This is a genomic window from Curtobacterium sp. Csp2 (assembly GCF_013347165.1).
In genome coordinates this window covers 2,813,618-2,836,111 of the sequence record NZ_CP054593.1, presented here as the reverse complement: position 1 = coordinate 2,836,111, position 22,494 = coordinate 2,813,618, and the positions used below count along the sequence as shown (strand labels likewise).

18 protein-coding genes, 1 tRNA gene, 1 pseudogene and 1 riboswitch are annotated in these 22,494 nt (G+C 72.2%); of the genes and pseudogenes, 14 read left to right on the top strand and 6 right to left on the bottom strand.

Going from position 1 to position 22,494, the window contains the following annotated elements:
* The first annotated feature begins 283 nt into the window (after positions 1–283).
* From HUN59_RS13725 to HUN59_RS13690, 8 genes are all read left to right on the top strand, one after another.
* Positions 284–1,288 (top strand): aldo/keto reductase family protein, encoded by a 1,005-nt coding sequence (locus HUN59_RS13725; RefSeq protein ID WP_174778652.1) that lies wholly within the window; start codon positions 284–286, stop codon positions 1,286–1,288.
* Positions 1,289–1,524: 236 nt separating this feature from the next.
* Positions 1,525–2,103, top strand: a complete 579-nt coding sequence (locus HUN59_RS13720; protein WP_174778651.1) for a GtrA family protein — start codon at positions 1,525–1,527, stop codon at positions 2,101–2,103.
* Positions 2,100–3,590, top strand: coding sequence for a glycosyltransferase (locus tag HUN59_RS13715; RefSeq protein ID WP_174778650.1), 1,491 nt, complete (start codon positions 2,100–2,102; stop codon positions 3,588–3,590). Before HUN59_RS13720 ends, HUN59_RS13715 begins: the two co-directional genes overlap by 4 nt.
* Positions 3,587–5,575, top strand: coding sequence for an ArnT family glycosyltransferase (locus tag HUN59_RS13710; protein WP_174778649.1), 1,989 nt, complete (start codon positions 3,587–3,589; stop codon positions 5,573–5,575). Before HUN59_RS13715 ends, HUN59_RS13710 begins: the two co-directional genes overlap by 4 nt.
* A 170-nt stretch (positions 5,576–5,745) precedes the next feature.
* Positions 5,746–6,645 (top strand): DUF4397 domain-containing protein, encoded by a 900-nt coding sequence (locus HUN59_RS13705; RefSeq protein ID WP_174778648.1) that lies wholly within the window; start codon positions 5,746–5,748, stop codon positions 6,643–6,645.
* Between the two features lie 96 nt (positions 6,646–6,741).
* Complete coding sequence (locus HUN59_RS13700) at positions 6,742–7,893, top strand: glycosyl hydrolase family 8 (RefSeq protein ID WP_058742702.1); 1,152 nt, start codon at positions 6,742–6,744, stop codon at positions 7,891–7,893.
* A gap of 83 nt (positions 7,894–7,976) precedes the next feature.
* Complete coding sequence (locus HUN59_RS13695) at positions 7,977–8,654, top strand: class F sortase (protein ID WP_174778647.1); 678 nt, start codon at positions 7,977–7,979, stop codon at positions 8,652–8,654.
* A 47-nt stretch (positions 8,655–8,701) separates the two neighbouring features.
* Positions 8,702–9,496 carry a polyprenol monophosphomannose synthase gene (locus HUN59_RS13690; protein ID WP_174778646.1) on the top strand — a complete coding sequence of 265 codons (795 nt, stop codon included), beginning with the start codon at positions 8,702–8,704 and terminating at the stop codon, positions 9,494–9,496.
* 127 nt (positions 9,497–9,623) lie between these two features.
* Here HUN59_RS13690 and treZ read toward each other — a convergent pair whose 3' ends face one another.
* From treZ to glgX, 3 genes are read right to left on the bottom strand one after another with little or no spacing between them, the layout of a single operon-like run.
* On the bottom strand, positions 9,624–11,378 hold the full coding sequence (gene treZ, locus HUN59_RS13685; RefSeq protein WP_174778645.1) for a malto-oligosyltrehalose trehalohydrolase: 1,755 nt from the start codon (positions 11,376–11,378) through the stop codon (positions 9,624–9,626).
* Positions 11,375–13,834: a malto-oligosyltrehalose synthase gene (treY, locus tag HUN59_RS13680; protein WP_174778644.1), complete on the bottom strand. Its 2,460-nt coding sequence runs from the start codon at positions 13,832–13,834 to the stop codon at positions 11,375–11,377. Before treY ends, treZ begins: the two co-directional genes overlap by 4 nt.
* Positions 13,831–16,131 carry a glycogen debranching protein GlgX gene (glgX, locus tag HUN59_RS13675; protein ID WP_144802263.1) on the bottom strand — a complete coding sequence of 767 codons (2,301 nt, stop codon included), beginning with the start codon at positions 16,129–16,131 and terminating at the stop codon, positions 13,831–13,833. The genes treY and glgX overlap by 4 nt, the downstream gene beginning before the upstream one ends.
* Positions 16,132–16,260: 129 nt before the next feature.
* Between glgX and HUN59_RS13670 the strand changes: the two genes are divergently transcribed.
* The 5 genes and pseudogenes from HUN59_RS13670 to HUN59_RS13655 all read left to right on the top strand — a co-directional run bounded on the left by HUN59_RS13670 (position 16,261) and on the right by HUN59_RS13655 (position 20,400).
* On the top strand, positions 16,261–16,584 hold the full coding sequence (locus HUN59_RS13670; protein ID WP_058769316.1) for a hypothetical protein: 324 nt from the start codon (positions 16,261–16,263) through the stop codon (positions 16,582–16,584).
* Positions 16,585–16,664: 80 nt separating this feature from the next.
* Positions 16,665–16,776, top strand: a riboswitch (TPP riboswitch).
* On the top strand, positions 16,771–17,412 hold the full coding sequence (locus tag HUN59_RS13665; RefSeq protein ID WP_058740494.1) for an ECF transporter S component: 642 nt from the start codon (positions 16,771–16,773) through the stop codon (positions 17,410–17,412). (Overlaps the previous riboswitch by 6 nt.)
* A gap of 137 nt (positions 17,413–17,549) precedes the next feature.
* Positions 17,550–17,981: pseudogene (locus tag HUN59_RS20150) on the top strand (energy-coupling factor ABC transporter ATP-binding protein); the annotation flags it as partial.
* Entirely contained in the window at positions 17,955–19,835 is a 1,881-nt protein-coding gene (locus HUN59_RS13660) for an ATP-binding cassette domain-containing protein (protein WP_441307043.1), read from the top strand. The pseudogene HUN59_RS20150 and the gene HUN59_RS13660, both read left to right, overlap by 27 nt.
* Positions 19,828–20,400 (top strand): ATP-binding protein, encoded by a 573-nt coding sequence (locus HUN59_RS13655; protein ID WP_254629887.1) that lies wholly within the window; start codon positions 19,828–19,830, stop codon positions 20,398–20,400. The genes HUN59_RS13660 and HUN59_RS13655 overlap by 8 nt, the downstream gene beginning before the upstream one ends.
* Before the next feature lie 72 nt (positions 20,401–20,472).
* On the opposite strand, the gene HUN59_RS13650 is transcribed toward HUN59_RS13655, so the two are convergent.
* From HUN59_RS13650 to orn, 3 genes are all read right to left on the bottom strand, one after another.
* Complete coding sequence (locus tag HUN59_RS13650; protein ID WP_058740497.1) at positions 20,473–20,817, bottom strand: metallopeptidase family protein; 345 nt, start codon at positions 20,815–20,817, stop codon at positions 20,473–20,475.
* A 77-nt stretch (positions 20,818–20,894) separates the two neighbouring features.
* A tRNA-His gene (locus HUN59_RS13645) sits at positions 20,895–20,967 on the bottom strand.
* A gap of 67 nt (positions 20,968–21,034) precedes the next feature.
* On the bottom strand, positions 21,035–21,673 hold the full coding sequence (orn, locus tag HUN59_RS13640) for an oligoribonuclease (RefSeq protein WP_058740498.1): 639 nt from the start codon (positions 21,671–21,673) through the stop codon (positions 21,035–21,037).
* Positions 21,674–22,260: 587 nt separating this feature from the next.
* On the opposite strand from orn, the gene HUN59_RS13635 reads away from it, so the two are divergent.
* The gene (locus HUN59_RS13635; RefSeq protein ID WP_174777126.1) at positions 22,261–22,473 is read left to right on the top strand and encodes a hypothetical protein; all 213 of its coding nucleotides are present in this window, start codon (positions 22,261–22,263) and stop codon (positions 22,471–22,473) included.
* The last annotated feature ends 21 nt before the right edge of the window (positions 22,474–22,494 follow it).

Below are 22,494 nucleotides of genomic sequence, written 5' to 3'. Positions count from 1 at the left end.
GGTGGGGCGCCTGGGACGCGAGCGGGAGGAACACGCGCCCCGCGCCTCCCGTCCTACGTCGTATCCGCCCGCTCGCGTGCCGCTCGCGCCACCCGGGCCGCCCACGCCGCCCGCGCCGCCCGTCGGACGCGAGCGGGCGGAACACGCGCCCCGCGCCTCCCGTCCACCGCCTATTCCGCCCGCTCGCGTGCCGCGACCCGCACGCGTTCCCGCGCCACGCCCGCGCCAACCAGGTACTCGCACGGCCCCTCACCCCGGCCCGGGCCCCGGTAGCGTCGGGACCATGGAATTCAGGTACCTGGGCAACTCCGGACTCAAGATCTCCGAGATCACCTACGGCAACTGGCTGACGCACGGCTCGCAGGTCGAGAACGACGTCGCGACCCAGTGTGTCCGCGCCGCCCTCGAGGCCGGCATCACCACGTTCGACACCGCCGACACGTACGCCAACACCGCCGCCGAGACCGTCCTCGGCGAGGCGCTGAAGAGCGAGCGTCGCCAGTCGCTCGAGATCTTCACGAAGGTCTACTGGCCGACCGGGCCGAAGGGGCACAACGACGTCGGCCTCTCGCGCAAGCACATCATGGAGTCGATCGACGGGTCGCTCCAGCGGCTGCAGACCGACTACGTCGACCTGTACCAGGCGCACCGCTACGACCACGAGACGCCCCTCGAGGAGACGATGCAGGCCTTCGCCGACGTCGTCCGGCAGGGCAAGGCGCTCTACATCGGCGTCAGCGAGTGGAACGCCGAGCAGATCCGCGCCGGCGCCGCGCTCGCGAAGGAGCTCGGCTTCCAGCTCATCTCGAACCAGCCCCAGTACTCGATGCTGTGGCGGGTCATCGAGGGCGAGGTCGTCCCGGCCTCGAAGCAGCTCGGCCTCAGCCAGATCGTCTGGTCGCCGATCGCCCAGGGCGTCCTGACCGGCAAGTACAAGCCGGGTCAGCCGGCGCCGGCCGGGTCCCGCGCGACCGACGAGAAGGGCGGCGCGGACATGATCAAGCGGTTCATGCGCGACGAGGTCCTCGAGGCGGTGCAGCGCCTGCAGCCGGTCGCCGACCAGGCCGGCCTCACCCTCGCGCAGCTCGCGATCGCGTGGACGCTCCAGAACGAGAACGTCGCGAGCGCGATCGTCGGCGCCTCCCGTCCGGAGCAGGTCACCGACAACGTCAAGGCTGCGGGCGTCACGCTCGACGCCGACGCGCTCGCCGCGATCGACGCCGCGCTCGGCGACATCCCGGAGCGCGACGCGAGCAGGACGGTCAGCCCGGAGCGGCGTCCCGCCTGACGCGGCCACCTCACTGACGGGAGGCACGGTGCCAGCCGGCACCGCGCCTCCCGTCCGTCGTTCAGCCAGTATCCAGCATCGGCGACCGTCCAGACGGACGGTCGATGTGGGCCCTGATCAGCCGAAACACTGACGGATGTTCACTGATGAACAGCAGGTGTCGGGGAACTGGCAGGGTCCTGGCAGAACCTGTACCCCACCCAAACCGCCCCGACGCGTGCCCCCGAAGAGGGGGCATGACCCGAACCGACACCCCCGTTCTGGTGCCATGCGGCACCGGGTCGGTGCCGACCTTCGCTGCACGTGCCGCCCACCCAGCGCCGCCCGCCGGCCCTGCGGCGACCGCGGATGCACCGACGGTCGCCTCCCGCCTGCGTGCGGGGGCGACCCAACTCGTCTCGTTCGGCGCCATCGGCGCCGTCTGCTTCCTCATCGACCTCGGCGTCTACAACCTGCTGCGCGCGACCGTCCTGTCAGACGGTCCGATCGCGGCAAAGATCCTCTCCGCCGTCGTCGCCACCGTGGTCGCGTGGCAGGCGAACCGCTCCATCACGTTCCGCTCGCAGCGGCAGGTCGGCGGGAAGGAGACCCTCCGCGAGGGGTTCCTCTTCGCCGTCACGAACGTCCTCGGCCTCGGCATCGCCGCGGCCTGCCTGTTCGTCTCGCACTACGTCCTCGGCTTCACCTCGACCCTCGCCGACAACGTCGCCGGCAACGGGGTGGGTCTCGTGCTCGGCACCGCGTTCCGGTTCGCCGCGTACAAGGCCCTCGTCTTCCGTTCCACCGACGCCCACGCGAAGGAGCACCTCGCATGACCATCGCCACCACCCTGCTCACGGCCGCCGCGCCGCTGTTGCAGCCCGGCCAGGGAAACGACCCGGCCGGGGACGTCCCGAACCGTGGCACGACCGACGTCCCGACGGGAGGATCGGGACAGGGTCCCCAGGTCGCGTGGTCACTGGGCGAGACGATCGGCTACTCCGCGCTCGTCGCCGTGTCGGTGCTGCTCACCGTGATCGCACTCACCACCCTGTGGTGGATGCTCCACGCATGGCGGTCGCGGGACGCGCTGAAGTCGACGAGCTTCAGCCAGACACCGTTGCCCGCGGCGCACCGCTTCACGCTCCTCGTGCCCGGACGGCACGAGCAGGACGTGATGGGCCAGACGCTCGACATGCTCGCCACGCAGGACCACCCGGACTTCGAGATCATCGCGATCGTCGGCGAGGACGACCCGGAGACCGATGCCGTCGTCCGGGCCGCTGCTGCACGCCACCCGTCCCTCATCAGGGTGGTCGTGGACGACACGGCACCGAAGAACAAGCCGAAGGCGATGAACCTCGCCCTCCAGTACGCCACGGGCGACATCGTGGGCGTGTTCGACGCCGAGGACGAGGTCTACCCGCGCCTGCTCAGCCTGGTCGACTCGCGGTTCCAGGAGACCGGTGCCGACGTCGTGCAGGGCGGTGTGCAGCTCATGAACTTCCGGTCGAGCTGGTGGGCGCTCCGCAACGTGCTCGAGTACTACTTCTGGTTCCGGTCCCGCCTGCACTTCCACGCCGGTTCGAAGTTCATCCCGCTCGGTGGCAATACCGTGTTCGTGACCAAGGAACGCCTCGAGTGGTCGAACGGTTGGGACGCGCACTGCCTCGCCGAGGACTGCGAACTCGGCGTCCGACTGTCAGCCGACGGCGCGAAGGTCGTCGTGGCGTACAGCCCTGAAGCCGTCACCCGGGAGGAGACGCCGCCCACCTTCTCGTCCCTGCTCAAGCAGCGGACCCGGTGGAACCAGGGCTTCCTCCAGGTGCTCGGGAAGGGGGAGTGGAAGAAGCTGCCCTCGTTCCGTCAGCGGTTCTTCGCGCGGTACATGCTGACGATGCCCTTCGTCCAGGCCGCGACCGGCCTGCTGATCCCGCTGAGCGCCCTGATGATCCTCTTCGTCAAGGTGCCCACCGCGATCGCGCTCATGACGTTCATCCCCGTGGCGCCCACGCTCATGCTGCTCGCCGTCGAGGTCGTCGGGCTCAACGAGTTCGGCCGGCTCTACCAGGAGAAGGTCCGGGCGCGTGACTACGTGTCGCTCGTGCTCGGGCTCGTGCCGTACCAGGTGTTCCTCGCCGCGGCTGCGGTCCGGGCGGTCGTCCGACACGTCAAGGGCCAGAACGGCTGGGAGAAGACCGAGCACACCGGCCAGCACCGCACGGGTGGCGCGCAGCCGGAGGTCGTCGGGTTCGCGAACGCCGTGACCACCGATGCCGAGCCCCGCGAACTCGCCGGCACGACCGCAGGAGGTGCCCGATGAGCGCCAGCATCACCCACACCACCGGGATCCCGGTCCGTGGCGCCGAGACGTTCTCCGGCGTCCGCGGCTGGTTCCGGGTCCACGCAGCCAGCCTCGGCTGGCTCGTGCCGGTCCTCGCCGTCACCGTCGTGGTGCAGGCGTGGAACATGTCCGGCACGCCGCAGCGCATCGACGACGAGGGCACGTACACGGCGCAGGCCTGGGCGATCGGGCACCTCGGTGAACTCACCCACTACACGTACTGGTACGACCACCCTCCGCTCGGGTGGATCCAGATCGCCGGGTACACCGCGTTGACGGGCGCCTTCGCCCGCTACCCCTTCGCCGTCGAGGCCGGCCGCGAGGCGATGGTGTTCTTCGCTGCCGTCTCGAGCCTCCTGCTCTTCGTCCTCGCTCGCCGACTCGGCGCTGGTCGGGCGACCGCGGCCGCGGCCGGGCTCGTGTTCGCGCTCTCCCCGCTCGCCCTGCAGTACCACCGCACGGTCTACATCGACAACGTGGCGACGCCGTGGCTCCTCGCCGCGTTCGTCCTCGTGCTCAGCCGGCGTCAGCAGCTCGCCGGGTTCGCCGGGGCGGCTGCCTGCCTGGGCGTGGCAGTGCTCTCGAAGGAGACGTACCTGCTCGCGCTGCCGTTCCTCGTGTGGATCGCCGTGCGGCGGGCCGACCGCAGCACACGTCGGTACACGCTGAGCGTGGCCGGTGCGGTCCTGGTCGTGATCGGTGGCGGGTACCTGTTGCTCGCCGCGGTCAAGGGCGAACTCCTGCCCGGCAGCGGCCGGGTGAGCCTCCTCCAGGGCATCACCTACCAGCTCGGATCCCGCGCCGCGTCCGGCTCCGTCTTCGACGCGGGGAGCCTGGCGAACCAGGCGGCGTCCCAGTGGTGGGCGCTCGACCCCGTGTTCATCGTGCTCGGCACGGTCGCGGCGGTCGTCGGGCTCTTCCTGCGCCGGGTCCGACCGATCGCGGCGATGATCGTCTTCCTGCTCGCGATGATGTTCCGTCCGAACGGGTACCTGCCGGTGCCCTACGTCATCATGCTCGTCCCGTTCGCGGCGCTGCTCGTGGCCTACACGGCCGAGCGGGCTGTCCTCGCCCTGGCCGGTCGGACGCGCCGCAACGCACGGACGCGCGTCCGTGGGTTCGCCCGCCGGAGCCTCGGTGCCACGTGGGCCGTCGTCACCGCCGCTGCACTCGTGGTGGCCGTGCCGCTCTGGGGCACGCAGCTCCGCGGCTTCCTCGTCGCGGACCTCGACCTGCCGATGCAGCAGGCCGAGCAGTGGGTCGGCGACAACGTGCCGAAGTCCTCGCGCCTGCTCGTGGACGACGCCATGTGGGTCGACCTAGTGCGCGACGGCTTCGCCAGGAACAACGTGGTCTGGTACTACAAGCTCGACACCGACGCCGCCGTCCAGCGCCAGTCGCCGAACGGCTGGAAGGACTCGGACTACGTCGTCACGACCGACTCGATGCGCACCGGTGGCAACTCGTCCCGGGACGTCTCGCTCGCCATCCAGAACTCGACGAGCGTCGCGAGCTTCGGCACCGGCGACCAGCGCGTGGACGTCCGACGCATCCACGCAGCGGGGACGACCGCCGCGGACGAGGCCATCACCGCCGCCACGAACGGGCGGAAGACGATGGGCACCGAGCTGGCGCAGAACCCGGCGCTCCGTGCCGACGCCGGCACGAGGTCCCAGTTCCGCGCCGGTCAGGTCGACTCTCGCGCGATGCTCGCCCTCGGGCAGGTGCTCGCCGACCAGGACGTCCGCGTCGACCGTTTCACGGCACTGACCGGCGAGGAGGGGCAGCCCTTCCGTCGGATGGTCCTGCACATCGACGGGGACGCCGGCGCGGTCCGCGCGGCAGCCACCTTCGCCGCTATGAGTGACGGGATCCGCCCGGCCGACATCGAGCGCGACGGGGACCGGGTGGTCGTGACCTACGCACCCGCCGACCCCACGACGACGCCGACCAGCGCGTCCTGACGTCGGGGCCGCCCGCTCGTGGCCGCGAGCGGGCGGAACCCGCAGCGGAATCGCCGGATACGAGCAGGAACAGCCCGCTCGCACCAGCGCACCACGCACCAGCGCAGCACGAGCACCACTCACCCACCACCAGCAGCACTCCGTAGCACCCGAATCGAAGGAGCACCACGATGCAGGCACGCACCTCCGCCCCGAACGACGTCCGCACCACCGCGAACATCACCGCACGCACCGCCGCCCGCCACGCCGCACCCCGCCGCACGGTCCGTCGACCGGTCGTCGTCGGCGGGATCGCGGCGGCCCTGGTCGCCGCCACCGTCGGACTCGCCGTGCCGCAGACCGCCACGGCAGCGACCACCGGAGCCGAGGGCTGGCTGCGCGTCGGACACCTCTCCCCGGACACGAAGAGCGTCGACGTCGAACTGACCAGCCTGTCCGGCGGCAAGAAGGTGTTCGAGCTCGACGACGTCACCTACGGCCAGGTGAGCCCGTACCAGGAGCTCCCCGTCGGGACGTACGTCCTCTCGATGCGCGCCGCCGACGCCCCGGACTCCACCCCGGTGATCTCGACCGACGTGCAAGTGCAGCAGGGCGACGCGAACACGGTCGTCGCCTACGGGAAGAACGACGCCCTGCGGACGACGGCGTTCACCGACGACCTGCAGCAGCCGGGCGACGGCAAGGCGAAGCTCCGACTGGTCCAGGCCGCGACCACCGCGAAGGAGGTCGACGTCAGCACGCCGGACGGCACCACCGTCGCCGCCGACGCAGCCTTCGGCACGGCGACGAAGTACGCGACCGTCGGTGCGGGCAAGTGGCGACTCGACGTCTCGGGCGACGGCCAGCGCGGAACCGCCGACGTGGACCTCGCGGGGAACACCGTCTCCACGCTGTTCGTCCTCGACGACAGCAAGGGCGACCTGACGGTCGTGCCCGTCACGGATGCCGCGGCCACCGCCTCGACGCCCTCCGGCGGTGTCCAGACCGGCGGCGGTGGCGCGTCCGTGGATCGGCCGTTCACCGAGTTCACGCACGCGGTCGTCGCGGCGTTCCGCTCGCTCTTCCGCTGACGGGACAGGAGGCGCGGACGACGCCGGCGGATCCGCTGAGGTGATCCGCGCCTCCATCCCGACCGTTCCCGACCACCCCGGAGAGGTGCAGCAGGCATGACCCGCAGGACCTGGATCCCCATCGCCGCCGCGGCTACGCTCGTCGTCGCCGTCGGCATCGCCCTCGTCGCCGTCCGACCTTGGGGCGGGGCCGCCCCGCAGGCGGCCGCGACCTCGAACGCCACCTCGACGTCCGCTCCGGACGTGGACCGCAGCGCAGCACAGCTCCGGTCCGACTTCCTCGACCGGTACGTGCGCGACGGTCGGGTCGTCCGCACCGACCAGGGCGGCGACACCGTGAGCGAGGGCCAGGCGTACGGCCTGCTCATCGCCTACGCGAACGACGACCGGGAGACGTTCCGCGCGATCTGGTCGTGGACCGAGCGTCACCTGCTGACCGACGACCACCTGCTGGCGTGGCGGTGGACGCCGGGGAAGGGCGTGGCGGACGAACAGCCCGCCAGCGACGCCGACCTCGACGCCGCGCGTGCCCTCGTGCTCGCTGGCGACCGTTGGGACGACCCGCGGTACACCGCGGCGGGGAAGACCCTCGCAGCGGCGATCCTCGAGCACGAGACCGCGCGCACCGACCTGGGGACGATCCTCCTGCCGGGTCCGTGGGCCGACCAGGAGCCCTACCGGTACAACGCCTCGTACGCGTCCCCGGCGGCGTTCCGCGTCCTCGAGCGTGCGACGGGCGACCGCCGGTGGGGCGAGCTCGATGCCGGCTCGCACGCCGCCACCGCGGCGGTCCTGGACCGCAGCGACCTGCCCAGCGACTGGTCACAGGTGCACGCCGACGGATCGGTGGACCCTATGCCCGCGTCCGGCGACCAGGGGCAGGTCGTGTACGGCTGGGACGCGATGCGGTTGCCGCTCCGCTACGCCGAGTCCTGCTCGGCGGACGACCGGGCGCTCGCCGGGTCGCTCGCCCCGACCCTGCGGCGCAGCACCGAGCTCGCCGCGCAGTTGGACCTGGGCGGCTCGGCCGTCACCTCCGACACCAGCGCGCTCGCCTACGCGGCGCGGGCGGCAGCCGAACGTGCCGGAGGGGCGATCCCGGCGGCCTCCGCGGACCTGCGGCGGAGCGACCGGACCTCGGCGACGACGCGCACCTACTACGGCGACGCGTGGGCGGCGCTCGGCGCGACGATGCTCACGTCGAACGTGCTCGGCGGCTGCGGGACCGACGCGGGGAGCGCCTCGTGACCGGGCGTCGGGCGGCCCAGCCGCAGCGTTCGTCCCGGGCACCCGCTGCGTGGTGGCGAGGGCGTGGTCCCGGCCGGCGCGGCGTGGTGCTCGCCGGAGTCGTCGCGGGTGTCCTCGTGGTCGGCGGCGTCGCCGGCGTGGCGGTCGCGACCACGACGGCGGGCGGCGGCCAGGCCCGGTCGGTCCCCGAGAGCAGCGCATCGGCGTCATCCGACCCCGGCGCGGCGAAGAACGACGCCGGCGCGGCGAAGAACGGGGCCGGCGCGGGAGACACCTCGGGATTCCAGGACCCAGCGGCGCCGGCCGCTCGGTCGACCGCCACCCCGGTCCGGGTGGAGATCCCCGCGATCGGCGTCTCCTCGGGACTCGAGGACCTCGGCCGCGGCCCCGCCGGCGAGCTCGATCCGCCGAAGGACTGGGACAGCGCCGGCTGGTTCGCCGACGGGATCGTCCCGGGGCAGGTCGGGCCGGCGGTCATCGCCGGCCACGTCGACAGCCCGACGAGCGCGGCGGTCTTCTTCCGGCTCGACGAGCTCGTGGCGGGCGACCAGGTGCGCGTCGGGATGTCGGACGGGACCACCCGTACCTTCACCGTCGAGCGGTCCGAGCGTGCGGCGAAGTCCGCCTTCCCGACGAGCGACGTCTACGGCAGCGCACCGACACCCCAACTCCGACTGATCACCTGCGACGGCACCTTCGACACGGCGACAGGGCACTACACGGACAATCTGATCGTCTTCGCAGAGCTGTCGTCAGGCTGACCGCAACGCACTTCGGTATCGTCTGACCCGACCCCGCAAGGAGCACCATGAGCAAGTCCCTGGTCATCATCCCGACCTACGACGAGGCGGAGAACGTCCGCCCCATCGTCGCGCGCACCCTCGCCGCGACCGACGACGGCGTGCACGTGCTGGTCGTCGACGACAACTCCCCGGACGGTACCGGCGACATCGCCGACGCGATCGCCCGTGAGACCGACCGGGTGCACGTGATGCACCGCACGGTCAAGGACGGCCTCGGCGGCGCGTACCTCGCGGGGTTCGCCTGGGGCCTCGAGCACGGCTACGACAAGCTCGTCGAGATGGACGCCGACGGCTCGCACCACCCGGAGTACCTCCCGTGGATGCTCGAGCTCGCCGACTCGAACGACCTGGTCCTCGGTTCCCGTTGGATCAAGGGCGGCGAGGTCGAGAACTGGCCCTGGTACCGCGAGCTGCTGTCCCGCGGCGGCAACCTGTACACCCGGATGGCGCTCGGCATCGCCGTGCGGGACGCGACGGGCGGCTTCCGGGTCTTCACCTCGTCGGCGTTCGAGCGGATCGACCTGGCCGGTGTCGCCTCGAAGGGCTACTGCTTCCAGGTCGACCTGTGCTGGCGCGCCCTCGAGGCCGGCCTGCGCGTCGTCGAGACGCCCATCACCTTCACCGAGCGCGAGTTCGGCGTCTCGAAGATGAGCGGCAACATCGTGCGTGAGAGCCTGACCCTCGTCACGAAGTGGGGCATCGACCGCCGCCTCCGCGAGCTCCGCTCGATCGTGCGCGACCACCGACGGCTGCCGTCGGTGCGCCGCAACGCGCACGCGGTCGCCGACCGCACCGCCTGACGCAGCAGGTCTGCCGGACCTGCAGGACGGACGGGAGGCGCGGTGCCGGCTGGCACCGCGCCTCCCGTCCGTCCTGTGGTCGCCGTGGTGAGCACCGTCGCCGTGGTGAGCACCGTCGCCGTGGTGACTACCGGAGCACGACGATCCCGCGGCCGTCGAAGTGGACGCGGCCGTCCTCGACCGAGGCCGACCCGAACCGGTAGAGCTCCTCGCCCGAGCTGTCCGGGACCGGCACGTCCGCGGCGTCGTCGGCGAAGTGCACGACGACGTGGACGGGCGCTGCGTCGGGTCCGAGCAGCCCGCGCGTGAGCACGAGCCACCGGTCGTCCGCGTCGAAGCGGACCGCGTTCGCCTCGTAGCGGTGATCGACGAACGCCTGCTCGGTCCGACGCAGCGCGACGAGCACCCGGTAGGCGCGCAGGATCGTCGCACCCCGCTCCGAGGTGACGTCGGCCCAGTCGAGCTTGGAGTTCGTGAACGTCGTCGGGTCCTGCGGGTCGGGCACCGTCGACTCGTCCCAGCCGTGCTGCGCGAACTCCTTGATGCGTCCCTCGGCCGTCACCTTGCCGAGTTCGGGCTCCGGGTGCGAGGTGAAGAACTGCCACGGCGTCGTCGCAGCGAACTCCTCGCCCATGAACAGCATGGGCGTGAACGGCCCGAGCAGGGTCAGCGCGGCCGCGATGACGAGCGACTCGTCGTCCAGGGTCGCGGCGAGCCGGTCACCTGCGGCCCGGTTGCCGATCTGGTCGTGGTTCTGGTTCGCGACGACGAGGGCGGTCGCGGGCGAGGTCCCGCGGTCGATCGGTCGTCCGTGCCGCTTCCCGCGGAACGACGACCACGTGCCGTCGTGGAAGAACCCGTGGTCCAGGACCTTCGCGAGCGCCGACAGCGGGGCGAAGTCGGCGTAGTAGCCGTTCGTCTCCCCGGTCACCGCCACGTGCACCGCGTGGTGGAAGTCGTCGGACCACTGACCGGTGAGCCCGTACCCGCCGGCTTCCTGCGGGCGGAACATGACCGGGTCGTTGAGGTCCGACTCCGCGATCAGCGACAGCGGGCGCCCGACGGACTGCGCGTACGCCTCGGTCTCGGAGGCCATCGCCTGCAGGACGTGGGGCCGGGTGGTGTCGCGGATCGCGTGCACCGCGTCGAGTCGGAGTCCGTCGACGTGGTGGTCACGGAACCACATGCGCACGTTGTCGAGCACGTACCGGCGGACCTCGGGGTCCTCGACGTTGACCGAGTCACCCCACGTGTTGCCGAGCCCCTGGAGCAGGTACGGCCCGTACAGCGGCAGGTAGTTCCCGCTGGGACCGAGGTGGTTGTACACGACGTCCTGGATGACGCCGAGGCCGAGCGCGTGCGCCGTGTCGACGAACCGGTCGTAGGCGTCGGGACCGCCGTAGGGGTGGTGCACGGCGAACCAGCCGACACCGTCGTAGCCCCAGTTCCACTCGCCGTTCACCGCGTTGACGGGGAGCAGCTCGACGAACTCCACCCCGAGCTCGACGAGGTGGTCGAGCTTGGCGGCCGCGGCGTCGAGCGTGCCCTCGGGGGTGAAGGTGCCGACGTGCATCTCGTAGATCACGGCCCCACGGGCGGGCCGACCGGTCCACGAATCGTCGGTCCAGGCGAAGCGCTCGGGGTCCACGACCTCGGACGGGCCGTGCACGCCCTCGGGCTGGTACCGGCTGCGCGGATCGGGTCGGACGGAGTCGTCGTCGTCGATGCGGAAGCCGTAGCGCGCGCCGACGACGGGGACGACCTCGTCGGTCGCCCACCAGTCGTCCTCGCCGCGGGTCATGGCGTACTCGGTACCGTCGACGACCAGGCGCACGCGCTCGGGGTTCGGCGCCCAGACGGCGTAGCGGGCGGGAACGGTCATGCGTGACCCTCCAGGATCTCGATCTCGGCCTGCTGGTCGGAGACCGCAGCGGTGTTGTTCGTGCTCGTGCCGGGGTCCGCGCCGGACGTCACCGGTGCGGCGTCGTGCTCGGCTCCGGTGGGGTCGGCGTCGGCGACGTCCGCCGGGACGAGCAGGGCGACGGGCAGGTCGGCGAGCAGCGCCGACAGGGCGATGTCGCGGGACGCCGGGAAGCGACGACCGGTCAGCAGGTCGACCCGGTCGGCAGGCACCGGGTGGACGAGCGTGTCGCCCCACCCTCCGACGCGCTCGAGCCCGACGGGCAGCCGCGTCGCGACCGTCACGGCACCGCCGCGGTCGAACGCGAGCACGTGGTCGGCGGCGATGCCGGTGGCCTCGAGCCCGAGGTACCGGGTGAAGAGCTCGGGGTGGTCGCGTCGGACCCGCAGGGCGCGGCTCGTCACGAGGACCTTCGCCGCACCGTCCAGGCCGACCTCGGGTAGCTGCTCCGGACCGGTGCCCTCGGGGCCGTCGAGCGTTGCGAGGACGTGCCGCAGCTCCGTGTGGTCGACTGGGCGGCGGTTGTCCGGGTCGACGAGCGAGCGGTCCCACGCCTCGGTGCCCTGGTAGACGTCCGGGACGCCCGGCATCGTCAGCTGGACCAGCTTCTGCGCGAGCCCGTTCGACCAGCCGGCCGCGTCGATCGTGCGGTCGAGCTCGTCGAGCACCGCGACCACGCGCGGGTCGTCGAACGCGGCGTCCACGAGGGCGTGCATCTGCTGTTCGAAGGCCTCGTCCGGTTCGGTCCAGGTCGTGCTGTCCCCGGCTTCGCGCGAGGCCTTCTCGGCGTACGCATGCAGGCGCTCGCGGCTGGCCGGTCGGGCACCCACGATCGCCTGCCAGAGCAGGTCCGCGAACACCGCGTCGTCGAGCGGCGCGAGGGCGTTCAGCTGCTCGAGGGCGCTCGACCACTCCGACCCGAGCTCGGCGAGCACCGCGATGCGGGCGCGGGTGTCCTCGCTCCGCTTGGTGTCGTGCGTGGTCAGCGTGGTCATCGTGTGCGGCCAGCTGCCCTGACGCTCGCGCTGCGCCTGGTGGAAGTCATCGACCGACACCGCGAACACGCTCGGGTCACCGCCGACCTCGCTCAGGGAGCTCAGGCGCGACGTCCGGTAGAACGCGGTGTCCTCGACGCCCTTCGCCATCACCATGCCGGAGGTCTGCTGCAGGCGGAGCGCCGCGGCGTGCCCGGGGTCGACGAGCGCCGGCGCGATCCGGTCGATCACGTCGTCCAGGTCCGGTCGCGTCTCGGCCGCGCGCTCCAGGGCGGCGATCAGGTGGTGGACGCCCTCGGGCAGGTAGGTGCGGTAGACGTCGAACGATGCGACGATCTCGGCCACCGCGTCGACCACGCGCTCCTGCGGCAGGTCACCGGCCGTCGACGCGAGGAGCCGGGCGAGTCGCGCGACCTCGCTGCCCAGGATCCCGTCGGCGATGCCCCGGCGGGTGTCGTGGGTCAGCTGCTGCCAGTCGGTCGGTTCGGCACCGGACGCGGCGGTCAGCGCCTCTTCGCCCGCTGGGTCGACGAAGACGCGGTCGACGACGCCGAGCGCGTCGTAGCCGGTGGTGCCGTCGACGGGCCACGAGGACGGGAGCTGCTCGCCCGGCTCGAGGATCTTCTCGACCAGCGTGTAGGCCCCGCCGGTCAGGTCCGCGAGGTCCTGCAGGTACCCGGCCGGGTCGTACAGGCCGTCCGGGTGGTCGATCCGCAGGCCGTCGACGAGCCCGTCGCGGAACCAGCCGCCGATCGTGTCGTGCGAGGCCGCGAACACCTCGGGCTCCTCGACGCGGATCGCCGCGAGGGTGTTCACCGCGAAGAACCGGCGGTAGTTCAGCTCGTGGTCCGCGCGCTTCCAGTGCACAAACGCGTAGTGCTGGCGGGCGTGCACGGTCTCGACGTCGTCGCCGTCCAGCACGGTCCCGGGAGCGGTCGGGTAGGCGGTCTCGCCGACGTACAGCCGACCGTCACGCAGCTCGACGGCGTCGAGCAGGCGGTCGTCGAGCACGGGGACGCGGACCTTGCCGTCGCCGGCTTCCCAGTCGACGTCGAACGCCCACGCGACCGGGCTGGCCTGGCCCTGTTCGAGCAGCGACCACCACCACGGGTTCGCCTCGGGCGTCGCGACGCCGACGTGGTTCGGGACGACGTCGACGAGCACGCCGAGTCCGGCGGTGTGGGCGGCCTCGGCGAGCCCGCGCAGCGCTGCGTCGCCGCCGCGCTCGGTGTCGACGTGGGAGTGGTCGACGACGTCGTAGCCGTGCTGCGAACCGGGCTCTGCCTGCAGCACGGGGGAGAGGTACACCCAGTCGGCGCCGAGGTCGCGGATGTGCTCGACCACGTCCTGCGCCCGGGTGAGGTCGAAGTCGGGTGTGACCTGCAGTCGGTAGGTGGACGTGGGGACGCGTCTGGCGGTCACCTGGTGGCTCCTGTGCTGTCGGGTTCGGGAGTGGCGCTGTCGTCGGCCGGCTCGGAGCTCGCGGGCTCGGAGGTCGACGGGTCGGTGCCCGCTGGGTCCGTCGCCGAGGTGGTGGGCGAGGCCGCGGGGTTGGTCGGCGTGGACGGCTTCGTGTCCGTGGCGGCGTCGACCGGGGCCGTCGTCACCTCGTGGTCCGGCTCGGCACGGAGCACGATCATCGACCGCGCGGGGACGTCGAGCGGCGTCCCGGCGTCGAGGACCTCGTCGCGGGCACCCGGGTCGGCGGTGTCGATCCGCACGGTCCACCCCGGCGAGTACTCCTCCGGGGGCAGGGTGAACGTCACGACGTCGTCGTGCGCGTTGTAGTACGTCAGGAACGCCACGTCGGTGACCCGCTCGCCCCAGCGGTCGCGCCCGCGGATGCCCTCGCCGTTCAGGTACATGCCGACGCTCTTGCCGAAGCCGGAGTCCCAGTCCTCGGGGTCCATTGCATCACCGGAGGGCGTCAGCCACACGACGTCGGGGAGCGGCTCGCCCTCGCTCCGGCGGACCGGACGGCCGTTGAAGTACCGCGTGCGGCGGAAGGTCGGGTGGTCGTGCCGGAGCTTCACGACGTCGGCGGTGAACTGGATGAGCTCGTCGTCGGCGTGCTCCCAGTCGATCCAGCTGATCGGCGAGTCCTGGGCGTAGACGTTGTTGTTGCCGCCCTGGGTCCGCCCGAGCTCGTCACCGTGCGCGATCATCGGCACGCCCTGGCTGAGGAGCAGCGTCGCGAGGAAGTTCCGGCGACGCTGCAGCCGGAGCGCGTGCACCGCCGGGTCGTCGGTCGGCCCCTCGACGCCGGAGTTCCACGAGCGGTTGTGGCTCTCGCCGTCGTTGTTGTCCTCGCCGTTGGCCTCGTTGTGCTTCTCGTTGTAGGCGACGAGGTCGTACAGCGTGAAGCCGTCGTGGGCGGTGATGAAGTTGATGCTCGCCTTGGGGGTCCGGCCGTCGTGCTCGTACAGGTCGGCCGATCCGGAGATGCGGGACGCGAACTCGCCGAGGGTCGATGGTTCGCCGCGCCAGAAGTCGCGCACGGTGTCGCGGTACTTGCCGTTCCACTCGGACCACTGCGGCGGGAAGTTGCCGACCTGGTAGCCGCCGGGACCGACGTCCCACGGTTCCGCGATGAGCTTGACCTGGGACACGATCGGGTCCTGTTGGACCAGTTCGAAGAAGGCTGCGAGGCGGTCGACCTCGTAGAACTCCCGCGCCAGGGCGGCCGCGAGGTCGAAGCGGAACCCGTCCACGTGCATCTCGGTGACCCAGTACCGCAGCGAGTCCATGATCAGCTGCAGCGAGTGCGGGTGACCCACGTTGAGCGAGTTGCCGGTGCCCGTGGTGTCCATGTAGTACCGCTTGTCGTCCTCGACCAGGCGGTAGTAGGCGGCGTTGTCGATACCGCGGAACGACAGCGTCGGCCCGAGGTGGTTGCCCTCGGCGGTGTGGTTGTAGACGACGTCGAGCACGACCTCGATCCCCGCACGGTGCAGCTCGCGCACCATCGCCTTGAACTCCTGCACCTGCTGCCCGCGGTCGCCGGACGACGAGTAGTGCGAGTGCGGCGCGAAGAACCCGATGGTGTTGTAGCCCCAGTAGTTCGACAGCCCCTTCTCCTGCAGGGTGGAGTCGTTCACGAACTGGTGCACCGGCATGAGCTCGAGGGTGGTGACGCCCAGCCGCTTCAGGTGCTCGATGACCGCCGGGTGCGCGACGCCGGCGTAGGTGCCCCGTTGTTCTTCGGGGACGTCGGGGTGCGTCTCGGTGAGGCCCTTGACGTGGGCCTCGTAGATGACGGTCTCGCCGTACGGGATGCCCGGCGACCGGTCGCCCTGCCAGTCGAAGAAGGGGTTGATGACGACCCCCTTCATCATGTGGGGCGCCGAGTCCTGGTCGTCGGTCGAGTCCGGGTCGCCGAACGTGTACGAGAACAGCGCCTGGTCCCAGTCGATGTCGCCACTGGTCGCCTTGGCGTAGGGGTCGAGGAGCAGCTTGTTCGGGTTGCCGCGCAGTCCGCTCGCCGGGTCGTACGGGGCGTGCACGCGGAAGCCGTACTCCTGCCCCGGTGCCACGTTGGGCAGGTACGCGTGCCAGACGTGCGCGTCGACCTCGACCAGGTCGACGCACTCCTCGTTCCCAGCGTCGTCGAAGAGGCACAGTTCCACGCGGTCGGCGACCTCGCTGAACAGGGCGAAGTTCGTGCCGCTGCCGTCGTAGGTCGCCCCGAGGGGGTACGGACTGCCGGGCCAGGTGTGCAAACGGTCCTCCAGGTGTGGGTGCCGCCAACGTATCGGCGCGGCCCCTCCGCGTCCGCAGACAAGCTCCAGCAGTGGACGAGGGTGACTCCGCGCGTCGCTGTGGAGGAGTGGCCGAGTAGCCTCGCGCGCATGGCCAACATCGTGAGTCAGATCGCAGACAAGGTGCGCCCGATCGGCGTCTCCACCAACTACGGCGAGCCGGTCGAGGTCGGCGACCAGACCCTCATCCCGGTGTCGCTGGGCTGGTTCGGCTTCGGCGGCGGCGGGGACGGCGACGACAACGGCGGCGGGGGTGGCGGCGGCGTGTCGATCCCCGTCGGCGCCTACGTACGCCGTCCCGGACAGGACCTGCAGTTCGAGCCGAACCTCATCTCGCTGCTCGCGGTCAGCATCCCGACCATCTGGGTGACCGGCAAGGCGCTCGCCAAGGTGGTCCGCGCACTCAAGAAGTGACCAGATGACGGACGGGAGGATCGTGGCGACGCCGCCACGATCCTCCCGTCCGTCATCTGGTCGTCACCCGTCTAGACTGCTGCCACACACACGGGAGTCCGGGACCACCGGGCTGAGAGGGAGCGAACGGCGCTCCGACCGTCGAACCTGATCCGGGTCATGCCGGCGCAGGGAGGAGTCAGCACCATGCCTGCAACCATGCAGTCCACCGTCCCGTCCACCACCCTCCGGCGGTCGCTCCGCTGGCGCGTGGTCGACATCGTCGTCGCCAGCGTCCTCGCGGTCGCGATCGGCGTCGTCTTCAAGCTCTGGGAGTTCGGCTACGAGCCGCTCAGTGCGGGAGCCGCCCTCGTCCTGCCGGGATCGCAGTCGCTGTTCGGCGGCGTCTGGCTGCTCGCCGGGCCGATCGTCGCGATCGTCGTGCGGAAGCCCGGAGCCGCCCTGTACGCCGAGATGGTCGCCGCCTCGGTCGAGGCGCTGCTCGGCACGCAGTGGGGGTGGCTGACGCTCGAGGCCGGCCTCGTGCAGGGCCTCGGCGCCGAGCTCGTCCTCGCGCTGTTCCTGTACCGCGTGTACCGGCTGCCGGTCGTCGTCCTCGCGGGGGCGGCCGCCGGGCTCGCGCTCGGCATCAACGACACCGTCCTGTGGTACCCGGGGCTCGACGCCGGGTTCAAGGCCGTCTACGTCGTGTGCGCCGTGGTCTCCGGTGCCGTCATCGCGGGTGCCGGGTCCTGGGCGATCGTCCGGGCGCTCGCCGCGACCGGGGTCCTGTCGCAGTTCGCGGTCGGTCGGGAGCACGCCAAGCGCACGACCCGCAGCGCGGCGTGACGGCCGTGTCCGCCGGTCGTGCGGACGCAGCGCCCGCGACCGAGGTCCCGGCGAGCACCGGCCCGGCCGGCATCGTCTTCCGTGACTGGGGGTGGCGCTACGCCGCCCGCGACGAGTGGGCGGTCCGCGGGGTCGACCTCGCGGTGCGCCCGGGGGAGCGGGTCGCCGTCGTCGGACCGTCCGGCGCGGGCAAGTCGACGCTGCTGCGGGCCGTCGCCGCGGTGCTGCCCGACGAGCCGGACCCCGAGGACGACACCGCCGCGGCCGTCCAGGGCACGGTCCTCGTCGACGATGCCGCACCGGGGACGGTCCGCGGGCGGGTCGGCCTCGTCATGCAGGACCCCGAGGCGCACACCGTGATGTCGCGCGTCGGGGACGACGTCGCGTTCGGTTGCGAGAACACCGGCGTGCCGCGGGACGAGACCTGGCGGCGTGTCCGGTCGGCGCTCGACGTGGTCGGCCTCGACCTGCCGCTCGACCGGTCCACGACCGCGCTGTCCGGCGGGCAGCGGCAGCGGCTCGCACTCGCGGGCGTGCTCGCGATGCGTCCCGGCGCGCTCGTGCTCGACGAGCCGTGCGCGAACCTCGACCCGGACGGCGTGCGTCAGGTGCACGACGCCGTGCGCGCGGTCCTCGACGAGACCGGTGCGACGCTGCTCGTCGTCGAGCACCGGATCGGCACCTGGCTCGACCTGGTCGACCGGCTCGTGCTGCTCGCTCCCGCCGGCGGGGTCGTCGCGGACGGCACGCCGACCGAGGTCCTCGCCGCGCACGGTCCGGCGCTCGCGGCGGCGGGCGTGTGGGTGCCCGGGTCGGAGCCTGCTCGGGGCTCGGCTCGGCAGGCGGTCCCCGGGGAGGACCGCGCGCACGCTCGGGCGCTGCTCGACGCTCGGGGACTCGCGACCGCGCGCGGCCGGGGGCACCGGGTCGGCAGCGGCATCGACCTGACGGTCCGGCACGGGCGTGTGCTGGCGGTGACCGGGCCGAACGGCGTCGGGAAGTCGACGCTCGGCCTGACGCTCGCCGGGCTGCTCGCGCCCGACGCCGGCGTCCTCGAGGCCACCCCCGCCCTGCGGCACGGCCTGGCCGGGGCGGCGCCGTCGTCCTGGTCCAGCCGGGAGCTCGCCGGCCGGATCGGGACGGTGTTCCAGGACCCCGAGCACCAGTTCGTCGCGGCCACCGTGCGGCAGGAGCTCGCCGCCGGACAGCGTGAAGGGGTTCGCATCCGCCAGGTGCGCCAAGCCGAGGTCGTCGAGCACCCGATCCACCCGGTCCTCGACGTCCGCTCGACCGAGCGCCCGAGGTCCGGCGGCGAGCAGCGACGGCTCGCGATCGGCACGGTGCTCGCGGCGGAGCCCGACGTGCTCGTGCTCGACGAGCCGACCTCCGGACAGGACCGCGCCACGTGGCAGGCCGTCGTGGAACGGCTCGGCGCGCTCGCGGACGCGGGGACGGCTGTCGTCGCCGTGACGCACGACCGTGACCTGGTGCGGGCGCTCGACGCGGACGAGGTGGTGCTCGGCCCGGAGGGCGTGCGACCGGCCGGCCCGGGCGGTCTGCGGCCGACCGGCCCGGGGACGGCGGACGGTGTCGTCGCCGACGTGACGGGGGATGCCCGGCCGGTCGTCCCGGGGACCGCAGCGGACGCGCGAGGGCGATCCGTGCCTCCCGTCCGGCCCCGCGGGATCCGCGGGGTGCAGCCCGTCGCGTCCCTGCTCGGGGTGCTCGCGCTCGGCCTGCTGCTCGTCCTGAGCCTGGACGTCGTGTCCGCAGCCGTCGCGCTCCTGCTCGAGGTCCTGCTGCTGCCGCTGCTCCGCATCCCCTGGCGCACGCTCCTGCTCCGGACCGCACCCCTGACCGCAGCGGTCCCGCTGACGGCCGTGAGCATCGCGCTGTACGGCCGGCCGTCCGGACGCGAGTGGTTCGACCTCGGCTTCGTGCACGTCACCGACGGGTCGCTCGAGCTCGCCCTGGCGACCGCACTCCGGGTGCTCGGCGTCGGACTGCCGGCGATCGCGCTGTTCGTGTGGGTCGACCCGACCGACCTGGCGGACGGGCTGGCGCAGCTCCTGCGGCTGCCCGCGCGGTTCGTGCTCGGGGCACTGGCGGCGGTGCGGATGTCGACCCTGCTCGGCGGGGACTGGCGGCAGCTCCGCAGTGCTCGGCGTGCCCGGGGGTTGGCCGACACCGGGCGGCTGCGTCGGGGTGCATCGATGGCGTTCGCGCTGCTCGTACTCGCGCTCCGGCGGGCGACGACGCTCGCGGTGGCGATGGAGTCGCGTGGGTTCGGGGCGCCGGGTCGGCGGACGTGGGCGCGACCGGCGCGCTTCGGCGGCCCCGAGTGGGCGATGGTCGCGGTGCTCGTCGGGATCGGTGCGGTGTCGGTCGCGGTGGCGGTGGGCGCGGGGACGTGGCGTGTCTGACGGGGTCGTGGACGGCCTCGCGGCTGCGGCTGCGGCTGCGGCGGCAGCTGCCGCTGCCGCTGCTGGTCCTGCTCCGGATCTCCGTGCGGCTTCCGGGCGGGGGCGGCTCGTCGTGCTGGTCGACGGGCGCTCGGGGACCGGCAAGACGACGCTCGGCGACGCCCTCGGGGACCGGCTCGGCGCCCGGGTCGTGCACCTCGACGACGTCTACCCGGGGTGGGACGGGCTCCGTGCGGCGGCTGACGCGGTGGTGACGGACGTCCTCGGCGCCCACTCCGGCTACCGGCGGTGGGACTGGACGACGGCGAGCCCGGCGGGGTGGGAGTCGATCGACCCGGGCGTGCCGCTCGTCGTCGAGGGGTGCGGTGCGCTGTCCCGGGCCTCGGCGCCGCTCGCGACCTTCCGCGTCTGGCTCGAGGCGGACGACACCGTCCGGCGCGACCGGGCGATCGGCCGTGACGGCGAGGTCTTCGCCCGCGAGTGGGACCGGTGGGCAGCGCAGGAGGCGTCCTTCATCGCGGCGGAGGACCCGGCGGCGCTGGCCGACCTGGTGGTGCGGACGTAGGGGGGGGGCGGGTGGACCCGGGGTCGCGCTGTGCGTGGACTCGTGGTCGCCACGTGGGTGGACTCGTGGTCGCTACGCCCACCCGAGTTCGTGCAGCCGCTCGTCGTCGATCCCGTAGAAGTGCCCGATCTCGTGCACCAGCGTCGTGTGGACCTCGTCACGGAGTTCCTCGACGGTGTCGCACTCCAGCAGGTGCTGCTTCCGGAACACCACGATCCGGTCCGGGAGCTCGCCGAAGCCGTACTGGCCACGCTCGGTCGCGGCGACCCCGTCGTAGACGCCGAACAGGTCGGAACCGTCCTCGGGTTCGTCCTCGACGACGAAGACGACGTTGTCGAGTCCGTCGACCATCTCGTCGGGCAGCCGGTCGAGCTCGTCGGTCACGAGCTGCTCGAACGCGTCGGCGGACATCTCCATCACGGGCACGATCGTGGCACATGCGCATCCGAGAACGACGAAGGCCCCGTCCATCAGGACGGGGCCTTCGTCAACCGGGTGAGTAACGGGTCTCGAACCCGCGACCTCCTAGACCACAACCAGGCGCTCTACCAACTGAGCTATACCCACCATGCTGACCCCGGACTGGCCGGAGCAACCCCTCAATAGTAGTACATGCCGCGGCCTGCGCGGACCACTACTCGGCGGCGGGCTGGGCGAGCCGCGGGGCCCACTGCTCGACCACCGAGGCGGCGACGGCACGCACGTCCTCGGTCGTCGGACCGGGCTCGGGGATGAAGCCCGCGCGGCGGTAGTACTCGAGCTCGCGGATGGACTCGAGGATGTCGGCGAGGGCACGGTGCCCGCCGTGCTTCTCCGGCGCGTTGAAGTACACGCGCGGGAACCAGCGGCGGCAGAGCTCCTTGATGCTGGAGACGTCGACGCTGCGGTAGTGCAGGTGGCCGTCCACGCGCGGCATGTACTTGGCGAGGAAGGCGCGGTCGGTGCCGATCGTGTTGCCGGCCAGGGGAGCGGAGCCCTCGGCGGGGACGTGCTGGAGGATGTACTCGAGCACCTGGTACTCGGCGTCGGCCAGGCTCACACCGTGCGGGATCTCGTCGATGAGGCCCGAGGTCGTGTGCATGTTCGTGACGAACTCGTTCATGTTGTCGAGCGCGGACTGGTCCGGCTTGATGACGATGTCGAACCCGGGGTGCACCGGGACGAGGTCGAAGTCGGTGATGACGACGGCCACCTCGACGAGCTCGTCGACCTGGAGGTCCAGGCCGGTCATCTCGCAGTCGATCCAGACGAGGCGGTCGTTCGCAGTTGCCATGCCGACGATCCTATTCCGCGGGTGTGACGCTGCTGCCCGCGCTCCCACTCCTGTGGACGGCGACCACGCTGCCGGGCGCGCACGGACTGGCCGCGCCCCGTGCTGGTGCGCCGCGTGGCGGAGTCGACCCGTGCCTCCCGTCCGAGCCGACCGAGCCGACCGAGCCGGCCGAGCCGGCCGAGCTGTCCGAGCCGTCCGACTCGGGCGACCAGCCGCTGCGCCGTCCGCGAGCGGGCGGAATCGGCGCGCCGTCCGCCGGACTCCTTGCACGTTCCGCCCGCTCGCGTTCCAGCGCTGCTGACTGACGCCGTCCGACGCCCGTCCCGAACGCGACCGGTCTCGCGAGCGGGCGGAATCCGCGCCTCGGCCGCCGGGGCCACCGCGCATTCCGCCCGCTCGCGGCGATGCACGGTCCCCAGCGCAGCCCTGCGCATCCACGGCCCACAGACCCAGTCCGCGAGCGGGCGGAAACCGACCCGCCTGACGCGTGACCACCGCGCATACCGCCCGCTCGCCTCCGCGACTCGCCTCCCCGACTCGCCTCCCCGACTCGCCCCCGCTCCGTCGCCTCGAGCGCGTACTCCGCGGTGCGCTTCATCGGTGGCGCGATCGCCCCGCCGGTCGCGACGCTGCTCGCCGACGCGATCGCCCCCTCGGCGGCGTACGTGTTCGCCGGGGTCTCGGTGGCGATCGCGTTCGTGGTGGTCGTCGCGACGACGAAGGTCCTGCGCCGGGTCGACGACGGGGCCGAGCCCGAGCGGGTCGAGGCCGAAGCGATCTCGGCGGGCGAGATGGTCTGACGCTCCTCGCGGGGCTGACCG

What these genes read in the sequence shown, in the direction of transcription:
- HUN59_RS13715 (WP_174778650.1), top strand. Translation starts at nt 2,100, where the DNA reads ATGACCATCGCCACCACCCTGCTCACGGCCGCCGCGCCGCTGTTGCAG.
- HUN59_RS13705 (WP_174778648.1), top strand. Translation starts at nt 5,746, where the DNA reads ATGCAGGCACGCACCTCCGCCCCGAACGACGTCCGCACCACCGCGAAC.
- orn (WP_058740498.1), bottom strand. Translation starts at nt 21,673, where the DNA reads ATGGCAACTGCGAACGACCGCCTCGTCTGGATCGACTGCGAGATGACC.
- HUN59_RS13690 (WP_174778646.1), top strand. Translation starts at nt 8,702, where the DNA reads ATGAGCAAGTCCCTGGTCATCATCCCGACCTACGACGAGGCGGAGAAC.
- HUN59_RS13710 (WP_174778649.1), top strand. Translation starts at nt 3,587, where the DNA reads ATGAGCGCCAGCATCACCCACACCACCGGGATCCCGGTCCGTGGCGCC.
- HUN59_RS13720 (WP_174778651.1), top strand. Translation starts at nt 1,525, where the DNA reads ATGACCCGAACCGACACCCCCGTTCTGGTGCCATGCGGCACCGGGTCG.
- HUN59_RS13670 (WP_058769316.1), top strand. Translation starts at nt 16,261, where the DNA reads ATGGCCAACATCGTGAGTCAGATCGCAGACAAGGTGCGCCCGATCGGC.
- HUN59_RS13660 (WP_441307043.1), top strand. Translation starts at nt 17,955, where the DNA reads ATGCGTCCCGGCGCGCTCGTGCTCGACGAGCCGTGCGCGAACCTCGAC.
- treZ (WP_174778645.1), bottom strand. Translation starts at nt 11,378, where the DNA reads ATGACCGTTCCCGCCCGCTACGCCGTCTGGGCGCCGAACCCCGAGCGC.
- HUN59_RS13700 (WP_058742702.1), top strand. Translation starts at nt 6,742, where the DNA reads ATGACCCGCAGGACCTGGATCCCCATCGCCGCCGCGGCTACGCTCGTC.
- HUN59_RS13725 (WP_174778652.1), top strand. Translation starts at nt 284, where the DNA reads ATGGAATTCAGGTACCTGGGCAACTCCGGACTCAAGATCTCCGAGATC.
- HUN59_RS13665 (WP_058740494.1), top strand. Translation starts at nt 16,771, where the DNA reads ATGCCTGCAACCATGCAGTCCACCGTCCCGTCCACCACCCTCCGGCGG.
- HUN59_RS13650 (WP_058740497.1), bottom strand. Translation starts at nt 20,817, where the DNA reads ATGGAGATGTCCGCCGACGCGTTCGAGCAGCTCGTGACCGACGAGCTC.